The sequence below is a fragment of the Psychrobacter sp. CX90 genome (assembly GCF_057396305.2).
Genome location: NZ_CM182008.1, coordinates 2,220,749 through 2,237,652 on the forward strand (window position 1 = coordinate 2,220,749; position 16,904 = coordinate 2,237,652).

General features: G+C 38.7%; 20 protein-coding genes. 5 read left to right on the top strand and 15 right to left on the bottom strand.

Features of this window, described 5'->3' with window-relative positions:
• Positions 1–5: 5 nt before the first annotated feature.
• Positions 6–821: an NUDIX hydrolase gene (locus AC2SLN_RS08740; RefSeq protein WP_486548206.1), complete on the bottom strand. Its 816-nt coding sequence runs from the start codon at positions 819–821 to the stop codon at positions 6–8.
• Between the two features lie 206 nt (positions 822–1,027).
• Between AC2SLN_RS08740 and AC2SLN_RS08745 the strand changes: the two genes are divergently transcribed.
• Together AC2SLN_RS08745 and AC2SLN_RS08750 are read left to right on the top strand one after the other, a co-directional pair.
• Positions 1,028–1,591 carry an NUDIX hydrolase gene (locus AC2SLN_RS08745; protein ID WP_486548205.1) on the top strand — a complete coding sequence of 188 codons (564 nt, stop codon included), beginning with the start codon at positions 1,028–1,030 and terminating at the stop codon, positions 1,589–1,591.
• Positions 1,592–1,807: 216 nt separating this feature from the next.
• Positions 1,808–2,296, top strand: coding sequence for a DUF4124 domain-containing protein (locus AC2SLN_RS08750; protein ID WP_486548204.1), 489 nt, complete (start codon positions 1,808–1,810; stop codon positions 2,294–2,296).
• A 202-nt stretch (positions 2,297–2,498) separates the two neighbouring features.
• Here the strand turns inward: AC2SLN_RS08750 and AC2SLN_RS08755 are convergent, their stop codons facing one another.
• On the bottom strand, positions 2,499–4,130 hold the full coding sequence (locus AC2SLN_RS08755) for an NAD(P)H-hydrate dehydratase (RefSeq protein WP_486548203.1): 1,632 nt from the start codon (positions 4,128–4,130) through the stop codon (positions 2,499–2,501).
• Between the two features lie 153 nt (positions 4,131–4,283).
• Between AC2SLN_RS08755 and queG the strand changes: the two genes are divergently transcribed.
• Positions 4,284–5,435, top strand: a complete 1,152-nt coding sequence (gene queG, locus AC2SLN_RS08760; RefSeq protein ID WP_486548202.1) for a tRNA epoxyqueuosine(34) reductase QueG — start codon at positions 4,284–4,286, stop codon at positions 5,433–5,435.
• A gap of 384 nt (positions 5,436–5,819) precedes the next feature.
• On the opposite strand, the gene lysM is transcribed toward queG, so the two are convergent.
• The 6 genes from lysM to AC2SLN_RS08790 form a co-directional block, all read right to left on the bottom strand.
• Entirely contained in the window at positions 5,820–6,314 is a 495-nt protein-coding gene (gene lysM, locus AC2SLN_RS08765) for a peptidoglycan-binding protein LysM (RefSeq protein WP_486531056.1), read from the bottom strand.
• A gap of 594 nt (positions 6,315–6,908) precedes the next feature.
• Positions 6,909–7,145: an acyl carrier protein gene (acpP, locus tag AC2SLN_RS08770; protein ID WP_486531055.1), complete on the bottom strand. Its 237-nt coding sequence runs from the start codon at positions 7,143–7,145 to the stop codon at positions 6,909–6,911.
• A 217-nt stretch (positions 7,146–7,362) separates the two neighbouring features.
• Complete coding sequence (fabG, locus tag AC2SLN_RS08775; RefSeq protein WP_486548201.1) at positions 7,363–8,094, bottom strand: 3-oxoacyl-ACP reductase FabG; 732 nt, start codon at positions 8,092–8,094, stop codon at positions 7,363–7,365.
• The gene (gene fabD / locus AC2SLN_RS08780) at positions 8,091–9,077 is read right to left on the bottom strand and encodes an ACP S-malonyltransferase (RefSeq protein ID WP_486548200.1); all 987 of its coding nucleotides are present in this window, start codon (positions 9,075–9,077) and stop codon (positions 8,091–8,093) included. Before fabD ends, fabG begins: the two co-directional genes overlap by 4 nt.
• 255 nt (positions 9,078–9,332) lie before the next feature.
• Positions 9,333–9,515 (bottom strand): 50S ribosomal protein L32, encoded by a 183-nt coding sequence (gene rpmF, locus AC2SLN_RS08785; protein ID WP_486531052.1) that lies wholly within the window; start codon positions 9,513–9,515, stop codon positions 9,333–9,335.
• Between the two features lie 239 nt (positions 9,516–9,754).
• Positions 9,755–10,339 carry a YceD family protein gene (locus tag AC2SLN_RS08790; protein ID WP_486548199.1) on the bottom strand — a complete coding sequence of 195 codons (585 nt, stop codon included), beginning with the start codon at positions 10,337–10,339 and terminating at the stop codon, positions 9,755–9,757.
• 191 nt (positions 10,340–10,530) lie between these two features.
• Between AC2SLN_RS08790 and AC2SLN_RS08795 the strand changes: the two genes are divergently transcribed.
• Both AC2SLN_RS08795 and AC2SLN_RS08800 read left to right on the top strand, forming a co-directional pair.
• On the top strand, positions 10,531–11,304 hold the full coding sequence (locus AC2SLN_RS08795) for an elongation factor P hydroxylase (RefSeq protein WP_486548198.1): 774 nt from the start codon (positions 10,531–10,533) through the stop codon (positions 11,302–11,304).
• Positions 11,305–11,332: 28 nt separating this feature from the next.
• Positions 11,333–11,953, top strand: coding sequence for an L-threonylcarbamoyladenylate synthase (locus AC2SLN_RS08800; RefSeq protein ID WP_486548197.1), 621 nt, complete (start codon positions 11,333–11,335; stop codon positions 11,951–11,953).
• 273 nt (positions 11,954–12,226) lie between these two features.
• Here AC2SLN_RS08800 and rplQ read toward each other — a convergent pair whose 3' ends face one another.
• From rplQ to secY, 7 genes are all read right to left on the bottom strand, one after another.
• Positions 12,227–12,586, bottom strand: a complete 360-nt coding sequence (rplQ, locus tag AC2SLN_RS08805; RefSeq protein WP_486531048.1) for a 50S ribosomal protein L17 — start codon at positions 12,584–12,586, stop codon at positions 12,227–12,229.
• Positions 12,587–12,605: 19 nt separating this feature from the next.
• Positions 12,606–13,613, bottom strand: coding sequence for a DNA-directed RNA polymerase subunit alpha (locus AC2SLN_RS08810; protein ID WP_486548196.1), 1,008 nt, complete (start codon positions 13,611–13,613; stop codon positions 12,606–12,608).
• Between the two features lie 39 nt (positions 13,614–13,652).
• Positions 13,653–14,294, bottom strand: coding sequence for a 30S ribosomal protein S4 (rpsD, locus tag AC2SLN_RS08815; RefSeq protein WP_486531046.1), 642 nt, complete (start codon positions 14,292–14,294; stop codon positions 13,653–13,655).
• Between the two features lie 112 nt (positions 14,295–14,406).
• On the bottom strand, positions 14,407–14,796 hold the full coding sequence (rpsK, locus tag AC2SLN_RS08820) for a 30S ribosomal protein S11 (protein WP_486531045.1): 390 nt from the start codon (positions 14,794–14,796) through the stop codon (positions 14,407–14,409).
• Positions 14,797–14,816: 20 nt separating this feature from the next.
• Positions 14,817–15,173: a 30S ribosomal protein S13 gene (gene rpsM, locus AC2SLN_RS08825; RefSeq protein WP_486531106.1), complete on the bottom strand. Its 357-nt coding sequence runs from the start codon at positions 15,171–15,173 to the stop codon at positions 14,817–14,819.
• 226 nt (positions 15,174–15,399) lie between these two features.
• On the bottom strand, positions 15,400–15,516 hold the full coding sequence (gene rpmJ / locus AC2SLN_RS08830; protein ID WP_007394227.1) for a 50S ribosomal protein L36: 117 nt from the start codon (positions 15,514–15,516) through the stop codon (positions 15,400–15,402).
• A gap of 51 nt (positions 15,517–15,567) precedes the next feature.
• Positions 15,568–16,899 carry a preprotein translocase subunit SecY gene (gene secY / locus AC2SLN_RS08835; RefSeq protein ID WP_486548195.1) on the bottom strand — a complete coding sequence of 444 codons (1,332 nt, stop codon included), beginning with the start codon at positions 16,897–16,899 and terminating at the stop codon, positions 15,568–15,570.
• Positions 16,900–16,904 lie beyond the last annotated feature (5 nt).

Consider the following 16,904-nt stretch of genomic DNA (forward strand, 5'->3'; position numbering starts at 1 on the left):
TAGGGCTACTGATTTAAATAGGTATCATTTGACGAGTTTAAGAAACGATAATACCACTCTATTTCAACATTAAAGCTAATTTCTAATAAACTGGCTAAAATGCGACCTGTTAGCCCCCAGACGGTTTCATTATCTATAGTCCAACAGGGGGTTAATAGTTCAACAGTTTGACCATTTTTCTGATAATCTACTTGATATTCAGTGGTGGGCTGCTTTATTAACGTGTCAAGATCTGCCCAAAAGATACGATCTATCTCACCCAGCTCTGGCACATAAGTTATGTTAGGTTCAACCAACGCCACGATCGGGCGCACGCTCATACCGGACTTTGATATCTGTGTCGGCAGTTGCCCAACAATCTGTACTTTACTGGGTGGCAACGCTGTTTCTTCACAGGCTTCACGCAATGCAGTAACCACATTATTATGATCAGCTTCGTCATATTTACCACCAGCAAAAGACACCTCACCTGCGTGCGCATTTAAGTGGCCAGCACGCCGCGTAAGTAGTACCTTAGGACATGCCTCATTGGTAATAGCCACCAACACCGAGGCATCTGCATTCACAGTATCAAGTAAATAGTCTAAAATAGCTTTAGCAGAACTAATCTCGCAATCTTGCGTGAGTGCATTGCCATCATAAGATTGCGCAGTAACCTGCTCAGCTACAAACATATGCGCCTGAACATTAAGCGCTAGTTTTTTCAAAATAGGCGTATCAATATGTTCAGGCAAGGCCACAGCCAACTCGTCAAATCTTAACGAATGTGAAAGTGGACGAAGCGAGGTGAGAGGTGAACTATTTTTGCGATAATTTGCCATAGGTCATTTATACTGCCTTACTGTTACCCTAGCCTAACGGATTCATATTAAGTATGCTATCGTGATGATTGTTCGTCTCAGTCACTCAAGACACTCTAATTCTAACTTAAATGTAATATAACCTGATCAATAACTTTTAAGACCCTTGTTTAAGATACTGATTAAACATAGATTAAAATAGTGAAAATATACAAAAGGACACTCTTATGGCGTACTGCTTACAATGTGGTCACGAAGCGGAGCAAAAAATTCCTGAAGGCGATCATAAGCCACGCTTAGTTTGCCCAAGCTGCCATCACATTCACTACGAAAACCCAAAAGTCATTAGCGGTGCGCTCGTTGTTCACGATCATAAAATACTGTTGTGTCGTCGTGCTATTGAACCCAGATATGGGTTTTGGACAATTCCTGCTGGCTTCATGGAAATTGGTGAAACCATTGCAGAAGGGGCTGCACGTGAAACTGTTGAAGAAGCGGATGCTATTGCCACAAATTTAAACCTATACTGTATCTACGATCTTCCAGACATTGGACAAATTTATACCCTTTATTTGGCTAATTTGCAGGATGGTAAATATGATGTAGGGCCTGAAAGCCTAGAGTGCAGTTTATTTAGTGAACAAGACATCCCTTGGAATGATATCGCCTTTGAGGCGGTTAGGCGAACATTAACCCATTATTTTAATGACCGAAAAAACTTTAGGTCTCACGACAACTTCCCAATTCATCAAGAGGTCATATCTAAAGATCAAAGTATTAAACGCTACTAAGATGTTTGGGTTTATGTGACTAAAACCAAATTTAAATTTAGCTGATCGTTTCATTTAAAAAAACAACCATTGACCGTTCATTTATGATTCAATATATCTTACAATCCATTAAGTGGCTATATCCTGTGTGCAGGATTAGGTGCATAAACGAAGAGCTTCAAATCATAAGTAAGTGATAACAAATTGACCCTTTTGACTAATTTATAGGTTAAGCGCATGACTCTAGTCCCATTAAAAGTACCATTAAAAAAGCTTTTTGAAACAACTACAATGGCTATAGCTTTCATTGCCATGCTCACTCCTGCGAGTGCCACGACGACAACGGTGTATAAGTCTATTGGTAAATTTGGCGAAGTTAAGTTTTCACAATTTCCACCAGAGGGTTCCAAAAATGAAGTGGAAATTATAGAGCTACGTAGCAACGGACGACAGTTGGATGCTGGTGAATTAGCTGGGAAGACCACCCCCCCTGCAGCTCAATCAAACGTTTTATCTCAACAGCAAACCATCGAACAAGAGTTAAAAGATAATGCCCAACGTTGTCAATCACTGCGTAATAATTTGACCAATCTCAACTCTGGTGGTCGCATATACGAATTAGATGCCAATGGTGGTCGCAAATACTTAAGCAATCGTGAGATTGAGCTAAAACGTGAAAATTATCAAAAGCTGATCGACCAATACTGTACGGGACAAGCAATCTGACTCTCATACCTTTTTTAAAAAAGAAATTCGCAGGGTCTAACCTAACAGTCTAACCCGCTGGCTGAGCTTACTTGAATAACTTACACTGGTTTTAGTCGCTGCTTTAAATTTAAACAAGTTAATTTATTGCGTTTAATTCAACAGTGTACCAAAGGTATATGCTTGAAAACTCATACCTTTTTGATGATATAAATTAACAATATTAAGTTAACTCTTTCAACACCTGCCCTATCATGCTGTGCATATCGCTAGCCTGAACTGCCCACTCGCCTACTTTATCCGCTAACTTATCTCCTGCCATAGCATGGATCATCACTGCTTGTTGTAAGCTGCTACACTTTCTGTCATGCACTGTCCCGAACATAGACTTCTGAGCCAATAAACCTGCAACTAGTCCAGACAGCACATCCCCCATCCCTGCTGTGGCCATTCCGGCATTACCTGCACCGCACACATATACCTCATCTTGCTCAATAACAATTGAACCTGCACCCTTCAAGAGCCAATTGCCTTGATAACTATCCGCTAAGCTTTTCACTGCATCCAATCTGTTGGCTTCGACAGTCTTAACATCATTACCTATCAGTCTTGCCGCCTCGCCACTGTGTGGCGTGTAATATATTTTAGGCGAGTTTTGATCATTATCTGAACTGCCAGAATATGAAGCAAGCCTCTGTTTTAATTCAGGTTGTTGACTTACTAGCTCTGCTAAATGATAAAAGCCATCTGCATCAATCACTATATCTATTCCTGCCAACATGGCAGATTCTAAATACGCATCGAATAAAGCTTGGCTTTTATCATCTCGCCCAAGCCCCATACCAATAGCGACCACATCGCATTGCTCAATAAGACGCGTGACACCGTTAATATCATGTAAATCAATAGTCATTGCATTAGGTAATGTGGTAATCAAACTTCCATGAAACGCCTCATGACAGGCAACGGTTAACTTACCCACACCTGCCACAAATACACTCGATGCGGATAATATGGCTGCACCGCCCATCCCTTGTGAGCCATCAACTTGATTACCGCCAATAATTAGCACATGCCCAAAACTACCTTTATGAGAGTTACTATTTCGCTTAGTCATAACTTGCGCCATATACTGTAATCTAGCAGCTGGTTTATATTCAAGGACGCTTGGAATAAGAGGAAGGTCCACCACATTACCGCTAAAATCGACACCATCTTTGATATGTAACCCAATCTTACGTGCCACTAAGCATAATGTGCTGTCTGCTTTTACGGCACAGTCATTAAATACCTGTCCCGTACTGGCAACCAGCCCACTTGGCACATCAATCGCCACTATGTTAATGTTGAATAGCTTCGCATTTTCGTTAATGGTATGAATCGCTTGAGCATAACTACCCGTAGGCGCTCTATCTAAACCAATACCAAATAATGCATCTATAAATAGGGTCGCATCAGCAAACTGTTCATATTTTAGGCTGTGCTTATCTTCTATAATTTGCTCGAAACTTATACTCTCAATACCCTTATTTTGCGCTCTCTGTTGCGCTAACTTCGCATCATCGCTGGTTACTTGTCCGACTTCAATAACGCGGATATCAGCACCTAATTGTTTAAGATAAGTTGCTACAAGCCAGCCATCGCCGCCATTATTCCCACTACCAACCCATACATAGCCTTTAAGATTTTTATTATTATGCGTATATATCCACATCGCCATTTGCCACGCTGCTTGCTGCATCAACCCAAAGCTAGCATTACCAGATTCAAACCATTTCTTTTCAATAGCATAAACTTGGCTTGGTGTATATAAAGGTGTCATTTTTTTATTAATTGCATTAGCATTAGATTTCATTTTCTCCCCTTTATATTAAGGTAGTAAGGTTTAATGTACTGATAACCTTATTGGTTGGTTAACGGTAACACCGTTATTTGAACTCTTACCTTTTAAAAATAACTCACTATAGCTTATCATACTCTTTTATCCTGATGCTTTGAGCTCTACCCTATGTCTAACCCAAAATCTGACCATTCGATTAAAACCAATGCCTTTAGTCATCCAGAAGATGTTAAAGCTTGGATTCGTGAGCAAGCTCAGCAGTTAGGGTTTGCCACTTGCGGTTTTGTGAGTGTTTATAACCCCGTTTTCAAGCGTCAAATGCAAGGATTAAGGGATTGGCTGGCTCAAAGCAATCATGGTCAAATGACCTTTCTTGAAAAAAATCACGATAAGCGTGCCAATCCTTCATTATTAGTCGAAGGCTCTCGTACCATAATATCTGTACGTATGGATTATCTTCAAATACCACCAAAACCACGCACTGTGCAAGATAATGCACGACCAAACAATGCGATTATCGCTCGATATGCTCGTGGTCGTGACTATCATAAAATCATGCGTGCTAGGCTAAAAAAATTGGCTCTGTCTATTGAACAGATGCTCCCGCAATGGCAGCACCTTGACATCAATACGGATGCCCCCTTTATATTTAGACCCTTTAGTGATTCAGCACCTATTTTTGAACGGCCGCTAGCTGATGCAGCCGGGCTGGGCTGGACAGGTAAGCATACACTACTGATTAATAAGCAAGCAGGGTCTTTTTTTGTATTGGGCGAGTTATTTTTGAGCCTTACCCTCCCAGAAGATGAGCCTGTACAAGCACACTGTGGCAGTTGTTCAGCGTGTATAGAAATATGCCCGACTCAAGCGATTACTGCCCCCTATCAACTGAAGGCTAATGCCTGTATTTCATATTTAACGATTGAACATGATGGTGCCATTGATAAGCAATACAGGGAAGCTATTGGAAATCGCATCTTTGGTTGTGATGATTGTCAGCTAATTTGTCCTTGGAATCGTTATGCTAAAGTTACTGTTATTGATGACTTTCATGCCCGTCACGGACTCGATAATAGCACACTCATTGAGCTTTGGAATTGGAGCGAGGAACAGTTCCTCGAGCGTACTCAGGGAAGCCCCATAAGACGGACGGGTTACATAAATTTTTTACGCAATATATCTATAGGTTTGGGCAATGCCCCATATAACCCTGAATATCTTAGCGCATTAAAACGTCGATTAGGACAAATTAATGACATGCTCGATGAACACATAATTTGGGCAATTGATCAGCAAAGCGCTAAAAATAAGCAGGCTTAGTTAACTGTGTTTGTAAACTTTATTTTATAAGCCTTGTCCCATGCCATGTTTAATATAAGATCTAAATACAAATCCAATTAACCACAAAGTTGCCTAATTTGTAATGCTCTTCACTAGAATAAACAGTTTTTTTAACTAAACAGGCATCTACCAACAAAACGTAGTTATCCCTATCATCACTTATAAAATATGCCCATAAAAAAAGGCATACTATAAGTGTATGCCCTTCTATATAAAGCGTTAATTAAGTAACTTTCAACTCACTATCTTTCAACTCACTGTTTTTTGTGAAGAGTTGATTATTTAGTGATTAACTTATTACTTTAGTTTTATTTTAGTTACTTAACTATTAAATATAAATACAGAATTTAATAATAAATCAAATTATGGCTTAGGAATACGTAAGACTTGACCGGGATAAATTTTATCTGGACTAGTCAGCATTGGTTTATTGGCTTCAAAAATTTTATTATATTCATTTGCTGACCCATAAACTTCTGCAGAAATTTTTGATAATGTATCACCCGACTTAACCGTATACATTGTCGACTCAGGGGCATCATCTTTAATATCGATATTATCAATAACTTTAGCAACGTTTTGAACATTACCAATCGCGATAATGGCTTTTTCACGATCTGCCTGAGTTGCTGCACTACCGCTTATTTCAGCAGTATCGGTGCTGCCATTATATTTGACTTTAAGATCACTAATATCAAGATTTTGCTGCTGAATACGCTTTAACAAAAGATTTGCAACAGATTGAGCTGACGGTTCGCTAGATTCTGGGGTATTAGAGTCAGCTTTTGACTCTGGATTCTTCTCATCGCGGTTAAATATTTTATCGCCGATGTCCTTTGCGAAACTAAAAATTCCCATAAATTTCTCCTATTACTTTTTATTAATTAAGTTATTAATTAAGCCAATATTAATCATATATTTATTATAAATAATTAATAAGACTGGCTAGTGATATAAGTTTTTTAACTTGTCAACTAAAAGTATAGCCATAACGGATAGAATAATCACTATCCAAATGTAGCGTATTGTTACATTTTATTAATTCTACTTTATTTGACTATATAGAGAGCTACACATCTTGTGTCTACTATAGTCAAAATATTTGCCCTTAAAGGTACTTCATAAGGCATCTACGCATAAATAGATGTATTGGATTGATCTAAAATGAGTAAACTTAGGCCCAATAACGCTAAATTAACAACTTAGTGTCTGTAATATATTAGTGGCTTTAATAATGCTAATTTATTTTTCAGTAAAAATATGATCTTGCTCTGGGAAAAATATGGTTTTGCTCTGCAAATTACACCTATTAATTACCGAAAAATACATAAACACTATCCATAAAAAAACCACCCATAAAAAAACCACGATAAATCGTGGTTTAGCAAGCGTTAACACGCTTTTAAACGATAGGCTTACTTACCAAAACTATAGATATCCATTAAGATAAAGTTACAGCTTTGACTTAACGTAATCAATCGCTTTTTGTACGGTTGTGATTTCACTTGAATCATCATCAGGGATAGTGATATCAAAATCATTTTCAAATGACATTACTAGTTCTACTAAATCTAAAGAATCTGCACCTAAATCATTCATAAATGAAGCATCATTACTAATGTCTTCAACATTAATGTCCAGTTGTTCAGCTACTGCAGTCTTTACTTTTAACTCGATATCATCGCTCATGAAAGTCTCCTTACTCAATTTAAAGCATAATTATAATATTGATAATATTGTAACTATGACGAACGAAATGGTCTTGACAACCATCCCTTATAGTTTAGTTTACAAGTGTTCATTGTATCAAAAGGATTTACTTATTACTAACCTTTTTATAAGCCGATTAGCAATTTTTTTGACAGTTTGGCTATTTAGTTGTAATTTTGCCTTTGTAATACAGGGGCTATGACATATACATGCCACCATTAACAGGTAAAACAGCACCCGTAATATAACTTGCTTCATCACTTGCCAAGAAAGAGACTGCCGCTGCCACATCCTCAGGTTGACCTAAACGACCTGCTGGTACAGCATCAAGCATAGAGTTTAATAAACGCTCATCTAGCTCATCAGTCATATCTGTTTCAATCAGACCAGGTGCCACACAGTTTACAGTGACTTTACGTGAACCAATCTCACGAGCTAACGTACGACTAAAACCTTCTACACCTGCTTTGGTAGCTGCATAATTTGCTTGACCAGCATTACCCATCTGTGCAACCACAGAAGTAATATTTATAATACGGCCTTTACGAGCTTTCATCATACCACGCATAGCACGCTTGCTCATGCGATATATAGAGGTTAGGTTGGTTTCAACAACTGTATCCCAGTCCTCACTACTCATACGCATGAGAAGCCCATCTTTAGTAATACCAGCATTATTTACCAATACCTGAACACTACCATAAACGCTTTCTATTTCTTCAAATAATTTCTCAATGTGCTCAGGGTCATTGACATTTAAAGCTCTGCCAATACCACCAGCATCATGTAAATAATCATCGATAGATTGCGCCCCTTCGGCAGTAGTTGCAGTACCAATAACAAAATGACCTTCTTTTGCAAATCGCTTAGCAATTGCTTTGCCAATCCCTCGGCTAGCGCCCGTTACCAATGTAATAGTACGGCTCATGACAACTCCTCTAATAATTTAATTATACGTGCAGGCTTATCTGTAGGAAAACTTGCAATAGGTGTCTCTTGTCTTTTTGCAAGATTACTTAACACCGTACCTGCACCACATTCGATTAACAAGTTTATATGTTTATCTGCTAAATTTTGCATGGTTTGCGTCCAAAGCACAGGCATACTTAACTGCTCAGTTAGTGCTTGGGTAATATTGGTAACCGTCTTTTCAACAGCGGCATTACGATTTTGAATTACCGGTATTCTAGGTAAGTTAATATCACTTGCTTTGAGTTTTTTTGCTAAAGCGTCGCTGGCTGGCTCCATTAGAGCACAATGTGAGGGAACGCTCACTTTAAGGGGCACGACTTTTTTACCCATGGCCTTAATCTGCTCAATTAGTGCCTCTACACCTTGCTCATTGCCTGCAACCACCACTTGACCAGGGCTATTAAAATTAGCGGCACTGACGATATACTCATCACTACTACTCTTAACTTGTTCACATATACTGGTGACCTGACTGTCTTCTAAACCAAGTACAGCGGCCATTTTCGCATCAATATCGGCCACAGCCTCCTGCATTAACTTGCCTCTAGCATGGACTAATTTAACAGCATCACTTAGACTTATAGCACCTGCTGCACACAGCGCACTATACTCACCAAGTGAATGACCTGCCAAAAATAAAGGCTCAATATCAGCTTGCGCTTCTAAAATGCGCCAAATAGCCATACTTGCCGTTAATAAAGCAGGCTGTGTATTTTCTGTTTTACCCAGCTCAACATCATCTTGGCAAACTTCCCATAAGTCAAACCCCAACGCATTGCTAGCCTCTTGAAACGTGGCATTAACTATCGGATACTCTTCACTTAGCTCAGATAGCATACCCACAGTTTGAGATCCTTGTCCGGGGAAAACAACTGCGATACGCCGAGGTAAATCCGATGAAGCTTGTTTTTTGACTGGTTGCGACTGTGATATCGACATTTTATTGCCTACTTATATTTTAGAATAGTTTGTTCAATTTAGATCCGATATAAGGCGGAGTTAAACAACACACCTTATAAATAATATACCTATCATAGTATATAAGGGTAACATAATATCTAATTTATAAGACTCAACTAGATATATCTTATATATGTATCATTAAAAATAAGAAAACCAAGCTTCCTAATGACACGTTCGCATTAGATAAGCTTGGCTCTTATATGAAACTCAATCATAAAAATGATTTATGAATTAGTCGTCTTGATTTGCCTTAAACAATTGGCGACCACGGTAAAATCCATCTTTAGTCATATGATGACGACGATGTTTTTCACCTGTAGTGGCATCAATGCTCAGCTCTGCAACTTCCATATGGTGGTGTGAACGACGCATATCACGACGTGAGCGACTTTTACGACTTTTTTGAACAGCCATGGGACTAGCTCCTATTCTAAAACATGCTTTTAGCGCCACCAAGTATAAATACAGCAACGCTCATCTAGCAAAAATGAGTTCTCTATTGACCAAAATAAGAGAAACTCTTATTAAAAATCAAATAGGGTTAAAATCTGGGAATAATAAACGAGGGATTATACGCTTTTTATTCCATTAAATAAAGGGGCAATTCTACTATTGTTCTTATACATCGACTTTAATCACACAACCATTCTAACTCACAGTTTGCCTTTTAATTCTGCCAATGCGGCAAACGGACTTTCTGCCTCTTCTTCAATAATATCCCCTACCTGTTCTACTGCCATTTCACAATCATCATGTTTCGCCGATAAAGGAACATCCAGTAATAATTCATCCTCTATAAGCTTTGCAATGGGTAACAAACGTTCACCTTTTTTATTCTCTGCATAGCTATCTAAGAGTTCATCAAGCAATAAATAATCATCTGATTCATCTACCAGACTCTCTTGCGCTTCATTTTCCAGTAAAACCAATTGATTGTGATGACCTACATCTATGTTTAAAGGTTCTAGGCAACGCTGACAAATTACCCAAATCTTACCTGAGAAATCCATTGTTAATGTCAGCAACTGACCTATTTTTTTCATCTCAAACTTTAGATCAATGGTTTCATCTAAATATTTGGCAGGCACTGAACTCGCCAAACGTGGCATATTTCTAGGTATGATAGTACCATACCAGCTATATCCCACGTCTTGCCACTTTTCCAGATTAATATGATTTGGTAAATTTTCTTCAACGTTATTGGAGGAAGATTTAGCAGCCGTTTGGAAAGCGTTCATTTTTTTCACATTCTTAGTTAACATAATGTCATCTCACGATTTTCAAATAATACAGATATAGCACTATTGTAAGCTATATAATGCAGATAGTCCTTATAGCAATGTATATTAATATTTTTAAACAGGTCGCTACTCGCACTGTATAACGCTATCTCCTTAAAAAAACTCTTTTACCAGTTACAATGCCTACTATGTCAAATATTAATTTTAATGAGTTACCTATTAGTAGATTAACAGATTATTTGTCTTACTCGTCCACTACCCATATTAAACTCGAGCATACACATTTTATGTTTGCTACTTCAACCTCAAGCGTTAATGATCAAAAGTCTGTAAGAGAGCTAGCTAAGCTATGGCAGGATATTCAAAATAAAAGACGCCAATCTCATGACATTACTAAGCAAAGTTATAGAAAAGACATTGAGATACTTGAAGTCGATTGGCTAATAAAAGTTTTTAATCAGACATTTAGAGCACACAATGTTGTACTCACTCGTGGAAAAAATGAACCAGAATACTTTCCCGCCACACAAACCCAACCCGCTAGATTAGAATTTGCACATGGGTTTTTCTCTAGTGCACTACATGAAATCAGCCACTGGTGCATTGCAGGGGTCAAACGTCGAAGCCTACCAGATTTTGGCTACTGGTATACACCAGATGGTCGTAGCGAAGCCCAACAAAGGGCATTTGAACGTGTCGAGATAAAACCGCAAGCTCTAGAATGTTTATTTACTCTAACATGCGGTAAAGAGTTTCGGGCATCACAAGATAACCTGAATGCAAACTTTGATACTAGCAAAAGCACTTTTGTAATAGACGTCTACCACCAAGCGCAAATATTTATAAAAAATCCCGATTTCTTACCACTTAACGCAAAAAAGCTATTAACTGTACTTTCACATTTATGTCATGATATAAACAAGACAATAAAGCAATATGACCATAGTATTATGTCTGAGTAGTTAAAAATTATTTTATTGAAGGTACCCCATGCAAACCTTATATATACATCCAAGTAATCCACAACCAAGACTGATTAAACAAGTCGTTGAGGCGTTGCATAATGACTTATTGATTATCTACCCTACGGATACCAGTTATGCTTTCGGTTGCAAAATTGGTTCAAAAAATGCCTTAGCAAAACTTAAACAAATAAGGCAGCTCGATGATAATCATCAGTTCACATTACTGTGTCAAGATTTGAGCGAGATTGCGACTTACGCTACAGTAGATAACCAACAGTTTAAAACGTTAAAGGCTATTACTCCTGCACCGATAACCTTTATTTTGAATGCCACAAAGGATGTACCTAAGAAACTATCACACCCAAAGAAAAAAAGCATTGGTATTAGGGTGCCTTCAAACCCAATTGCACAAATGCTTTTACAGGGAATAGGCGAACCTATTCTAACAAGTTCACTTATTATGCCTGATATGCAGTTGTCTCTAGATGACCCATTTGATATCGAAGAGAAGCTTAGTAATCAAGTTGACGTTTTAGTCAATGCAGGCATTCTAACCACTAAACTAACTACTGTGGTCGATATGACAGATTTTCCACCTACTCTAATCCGTCAAGGTGCGGGAGATGTATCAGAGCTAGTGGAATAATAAACCTAGATCCAACATTTATTCAGCATAAATAGATCATCAGAGCAAGACAACTCAATAGCTTAATCATAGCTCGAGCTCACTTTATCATTATCAGGTTTATGAATGTATGTATATCATCCAATACACTGTCACTAATACTAGGAACAAATTACTAAATTAGCAGTAATGAAAGTTTAATACTAAAAAACCTCAGTTGCTCTATTAATAGTGTATTCACTACAATTAATAGAGCAACTGAGGTTTTAGTATAACTATAAACTTAACTAATAATTAGTCACGGTCTACAAGCTCAACATAAGCCATTGGTGCGTTATCACCATCACGATTACCACATTTGATGATACGTAAGTATCCACCTGGGCGGTCTTGATAGCGTGGTGCTAACGTACCAAATAACTTTCCAACCATATCTTTATTACGCATACGGCTGAAAGCCAAACGGCGGTTAGCAACCGTATCTTCTTTTGCCATAGTAATTAAAGGCTCAGCTACACGACGTAACTCTTTAGCTTTTGGTACAGTTGTTTTAATCAGTTCATGTTCAAACAGTGAGTTTGTCATGTTCTGGAACATGGCCTTACGATGGCTGCCGGTGCGACCCAGCTTAACTCCACTCTTACGATGTCGCATGGTCAAATATCCTTAATAGTTAACGGCTACGATAAGAAAAACGATCATCAACACGTAGATCTGCTGGTGGCCAATTTTCTAAGCGCATATCCAGTTCAAGATCTTTAGACGCTAATACGTCTTTAATTTCAGTCAATGACTTCTTACCAAGATTTGGGGTTTTCAGGAGTTCTGTTTCAGAACGCTGTACCAAATCACCGATATAGTAAATGTTTTCAGCTTTCAAACAGTTGGCTGAACGAACCGTTAGTTCTAAGTCGTCCACTGGACGTAATAGGACAGGGTCAACTTCTTCTTTCTCTTTCACAGGTTCTGGCGTTTCTTCTGCTTCTAGATCTACAAAGATTGAGATCTGTTGCTGCAGAATCGTTGCCGCTTTGCGAATTGCCTCTTCTGGATCGATTGTACCATTGGTTTCTAGCTCAATGATTAAGCGATCAAGATCAGTACGTTGTTCAACACGAGCGTTTTCAACTTGGTAAGCAACACGTGAAACTGGACTAAAACTAGCATCTAGTTTTAAACGACCAATAGCTTTTGTGTCACCGTCTTCACGGCGTAAGTTAGCAGGCTCATAACCACGACCCATAACCACACGCAAGCGCATTTTTAAATGCCCACGTTCTCCAAGAGTACCTAATACTAAATCAGGATTAGCAATTTCAACATTATGCGGTAAATCAATGTCTGCCGCAGTAATTATGCCTGCCCCTTTTTTGTCTAAGGTTAAAAACACTTCATTTTGATCGTGCATGGTGATTGCAAGACCTTTTAGATTTAAAAGTAAATCTAAAACATCTTCCTGCAGACCTTCAAGAGTAGAATATTCATGATCTACTCCTTCAATCTCTGCTTCAATTACTGCTGCACCAGGCAATGAAGATAAAAGAATACGACGTAGGGCATTACCTAATGTATGCCCAAAGCCGCGTTCTAACGGCTCGAGCGTGACTTTTGCATTGGTTTCATCAACCGCATCCACATTAATGGCATTTGGCGTTAGAAACTCGGTAGCACTTAGCATCATATTGTCACCTCGATTAGTTAATCTAATAATTATTTGCGTTTACTTAGAATACAATTCAACGATTAAGCTTTCGGTGATTTCAGCTGGTAGATCAGTACGATCTGGCGCTTGCTTAAATGTACCTTGCATCTTGCTATGATCAACGTCTAACCACTCTGGTATACCACGTTGAGTTGCAAGTTCAATAGCATTCTTAATACGCAACTGTTCTTTTGCTTTTTCATGAATAGCGATAACATCGCCATCTTGAACCTGAATTGAAGGAATGTTTACACGAACAAACTCATCACGACCGGCTTTTTTAACCATAACAGAGCGATGGCTAACTAACTGACGCGCTTCTGCACGTGTTGAGCCGAAACCCATTCGATAAACAACATTATCTAAACGGCGTTCAAGCATTTGCAACAGGTTTTCACCAGTTGCACCACGTGCTCGTGCAGATTCTTTGTAGTAGTTAGCAAATTGGCGCTCTAAAACCCCATAAATACGTTTAACTTTTTGTTTTTCACGAAGCTGTAAAGAATACTCAGAGCTTTTGCTACGACTATTTCCATGCTGTCCAGGTACACTACCTGATTTTTTAGTCTTAACGTCATAAGGTTTAATGCCTGATTTTAAATGTAAATCAGTACCTTCACGACGTGACAACTTTAATTTTGGTCCTGTATAACGGGCCATGCTTGTGTCTCCTTGAGTTACGTCTTAATAGTAACTTGTAACGGTAATTTCGTCTTAATACACACACCGTATATAAATCGTTTATAAAGACGAGATATACGGTAATAATAGTTTATACGCGACGCTTTTTAGGCGGACGACAACCATTGTGTGGGATTGGGGTAACATCAGATATGCTGTTAATTTTATAACCTAATGCACCTAAGGCTCTTACCGCAGACTCACGACCCGGTCCTGGTCCTTTGACCAAAACATCGACATTTTTTACACCATATTCTTGAGCTGCTTTACCAGCAACTTCAGCTGCAACCTGAGCGGCAAATGGTGTAGATTTACGTGAACCACGGAAGCCTTGTCCACCAGAAGTGGCCCAAGCCAATGCATTACCTTGACGATCGGTAATCGTTACAATGGTGTTATTAAAAGACGCATGAATGTGGGCTACGCCCTCGGATACCGAACGACGTGCCGTTTTTTTACGACCACGGGTGTCTTTTGCCATCTTTTAGCTTCCTAAGTTAATTATCTTTTAATTGAACGAATCGGACCCTTGCGAGTACGAGCATTATTTTTAGTGTTTTGGCCTCTTACAGGCAAATTACGACGATGGCGAATACCACGGTAACACCCTAAGTCAACCAAACGCTTAATATTCATTGAAACGTCACGACGAAGGTCACCTTCTGTCATGTAGTTCCCAACTTGTGCACGGATAGCATCAAGCTGCGTGTCATCTAATTGACTGATTTTTGTCGTTGGTGCAATACCAACCGCTTCTAAGATCTGCTTAGCGGTTGTGCGACCAATACCAAAAATATAAGTCAACGAAATCACTGCATGCTTGTTATCCGGGATATTTACGCCGGCAATACGAGCCATTGATTTCTCTCCAGTTGTGAAAATGAGCATACAATTAATGTAATGCTTATGTTTCAGATTTTTGTCATTCAGACATTTATCTAACAAATCGTATTTAAATACTACATAAAACGTCTATTAAATATGTCGCAAACGACGGCAAGTGGCGGATGATAACTCATCCGCCATAATTATTCAAGTTTATTCTATAAATGTATTCGTAATAGAGCTGAATACATAAATGCAATTAACCTTGACGCTGCTTGTGGCGTGGTTCAGCTTTGCAGATAACATGTACTTTACCTTTACGGCGAACAACTTTACAGCTACCACAGATCTTTTTTACAGATGCTTGAACTTTCATAATTTTCTCCTAGTGAACAAACACTTAGCATAAAACGATAGTAATGACATTTTACTTAATTAGTGTTTGATCATGATATTGGTGTGTCATTAAGTGAGCCTGTAGCTGCGATATAAAGTCCATCACTACGACTACCATAATTAAAAGCGAGGTACCACCAAGACCGAATGGAACGCCAAATGAAGACTGTATCAACATAGGCATTAAACATATAACAGTCATATAAATCGCCCCAATAAAGGTTAAACGATTTAAAACATGATCAAGATAACGTTGGGTTTGCAACCCTGGTCTTATTCCTGGTATGTATGCGCCACTACGTTTCAAATTTTCTGCAACTTCACGAGGGCTGAAAACTAAAGCCGTATAGAAGTAACAGAAGAAAATAATCATAGCGCCAAATAACATTAAATACAAAGGTTGACCTGGTGCTAATTGCAACGACATAGTTTGTAAGAATTGCTGCCATAAGCTCGGATCAGAAGAATTACCTACCCATTGACCTAAGCTTGCTGGAAACATTAACAAAGCACTTGCAAAAATTGCTGGAATAACACCTGCCATGTTAATTTTTAACGGCAAATGCGATTGCTGATCTGCATATATTTTTCGACCTTGTTGCTGCTTTTGCGCATAGTTAACAGGAATACGGCGTTGTGCCCGTTCAATATATACGATCCCAGCTGTAACTGCGATTCCTAATACAGCAAAAACAAGCAATATAATCAAACTCTGTGAATCATTCTTGACCATATCAAAAGACTGACCAATCATACTTGGCACACTGGCTACAATGCTTGCAAAGATAAGCATCGAGATCCCATTCCCTACCCCTCTTTCCGTAATTTGCTCACCTAGCCACATTAAGAACATGGCCCCAGCTACTAATGAGCTTACGGCGGGAATAAAGAATGCAAGACCAGTCGTTAGCGTGAGGTTTTGACTGATAAGGCCTGTACTCATAAAAACGGCTTGAAGAAAAGCTAAACCAAGTGTACCTTGACGGGTATACTTATTTAGTTTTCTTCTACCAGCTTCACCCTCTTTTTTAAGAGCTTCAAGAGAGGGTAGAACAGCTGACATCATCTGTACTATAATTGAGGCTGATATATATGGCATGATACCTAGAGCCATGATAGACATTCTCTCTAATGCACCACCAGAAAACATATTGAACATGCTTAAGATAGTGCCTTCATTTCGAGAAAATAAATCAGCTAAGCGCTCTGGGTTAATACCAGGAACTGGGATGTGTGAACCTAAACGGTAGACAACCAGAGCCCCTATTAAGAACAATAAACGATTCCATAGCTCGTCATACTTTTTAATAAACACGAGTGGGTTCATCGGTATTGCAGAGGTCGGCACTGATTGCTTAGCCATTAAGA

What these genes read in the sequence shown, in the direction of transcription:
- AC2SLN_RS08740 (WP_486548206.1), bottom strand. Translation starts at nt 821, where the DNA reads ATGGCAAATTATCGCAAAAATAGTTCACCTCTCACCTCGCTTCGTCCA.
- AC2SLN_RS08745 (WP_486548205.1), top strand. Translation starts at nt 1,028, where the DNA reads ATGGCGTACTGCTTACAATGTGGTCACGAAGCGGAGCAAAAAATTCCT.
- AC2SLN_RS08750 (WP_486548204.1), top strand. Translation starts at nt 1,808, where the DNA reads ATGACTCTAGTCCCATTAAAAGTACCATTAAAAAAGCTTTTTGAAACA.
- AC2SLN_RS08755 (WP_486548203.1), bottom strand. Translation starts at nt 4,130, where the DNA reads ATGAAATCTAATGCTAATGCAATTAATAAAAAAATGACACCTTTATAT.
- queG (WP_486548202.1), top strand. Translation starts at nt 4,284, where the DNA reads ATGTCTAACCCAAAATCTGACCATTCGATTAAAACCAATGCCTTTAGT.
- lysM (WP_486531056.1), bottom strand. Translation starts at nt 6,314, where the DNA reads ATGGGAATTTTTAGTTTCGCAAAGGACATCGGCGATAAAATATTTAAC.
- acpP (WP_486531055.1), bottom strand. Translation starts at nt 7,145, where the DNA reads ATGAGCGATGATATCGAGTTAAAAGTAAAGACTGCAGTAGCTGAACAA.
- fabG (WP_486548201.1), bottom strand. Translation starts at nt 8,094, where the DNA reads ATGAGCCGTACTATTACATTGGTAACGGGCGCTAGCCGAGGGATTGGC.
- fabD (WP_486548200.1), bottom strand. Translation starts at nt 9,077, where the DNA reads ATGTCGATATCACAGTCGCAACCAGTCAAAAAACAAGCTTCATCGGAT.
- rpmF (WP_486531052.1), bottom strand. Translation starts at nt 9,515, where the DNA reads ATGGCTGTTCAAAAAAGTCGTAAAAGTCGCTCACGTCGTGATATGCGT.
- AC2SLN_RS08790 (WP_486548199.1), bottom strand. Translation starts at nt 10,339, where the DNA reads ATGAACGCTTTCCAAACGGCTGCTAAATCTTCCTCCAATAACGTTGAA.
- AC2SLN_RS08795 (WP_486548198.1), top strand. Translation starts at nt 10,531, where the DNA reads ATGTCAAATATTAATTTTAATGAGTTACCTATTAGTAGATTAACAGAT.
- AC2SLN_RS08800 (WP_486548197.1), top strand. Translation starts at nt 11,333, where the DNA reads ATGCAAACCTTATATATACATCCAAGTAATCCACAACCAAGACTGATT.
- rplQ (WP_486531048.1), bottom strand. Translation starts at nt 12,586, where the DNA reads ATGCGACATCGTAAGAGTGGAGTTAAGCTGGGTCGCACCGGCAGCCAT.
- AC2SLN_RS08810 (WP_486548196.1), bottom strand. Translation starts at nt 13,613, where the DNA reads ATGATGCTAAGTGCTACCGAGTTTCTAACGCCAAATGCCATTAATGTG.
- rpsD (WP_486531046.1), bottom strand. Translation starts at nt 14,294, where the DNA reads ATGGCCCGTTATACAGGACCAAAATTAAAGTTGTCACGTCGTGAAGGT.
- rpsK (WP_486531045.1), bottom strand. Translation starts at nt 14,796, where the DNA reads ATGGCAAAAGACACCCGTGGTCGTAAAAAAACGGCACGTCGTTCGGTA.
- rpsM (WP_486531106.1), bottom strand. Translation starts at nt 15,173, where the DNA reads ATGGCTCGTATTGCCGGCGTAAATATCCCGGATAACAAGCATGCAGTG.
- rpmJ (WP_007394227.1), bottom strand. Translation starts at nt 15,516, where the DNA reads ATGAAAGTTCAAGCATCTGTAAAAAAGATCTGTGGTAGCTGTAAAGTT.
- secY (WP_486548195.1), bottom strand. Translation starts at nt 16,899, where the DNA reads ATGGCTAAGCAATCAGTGCCGACCTCTGCAATACCGATGAACCCACTC.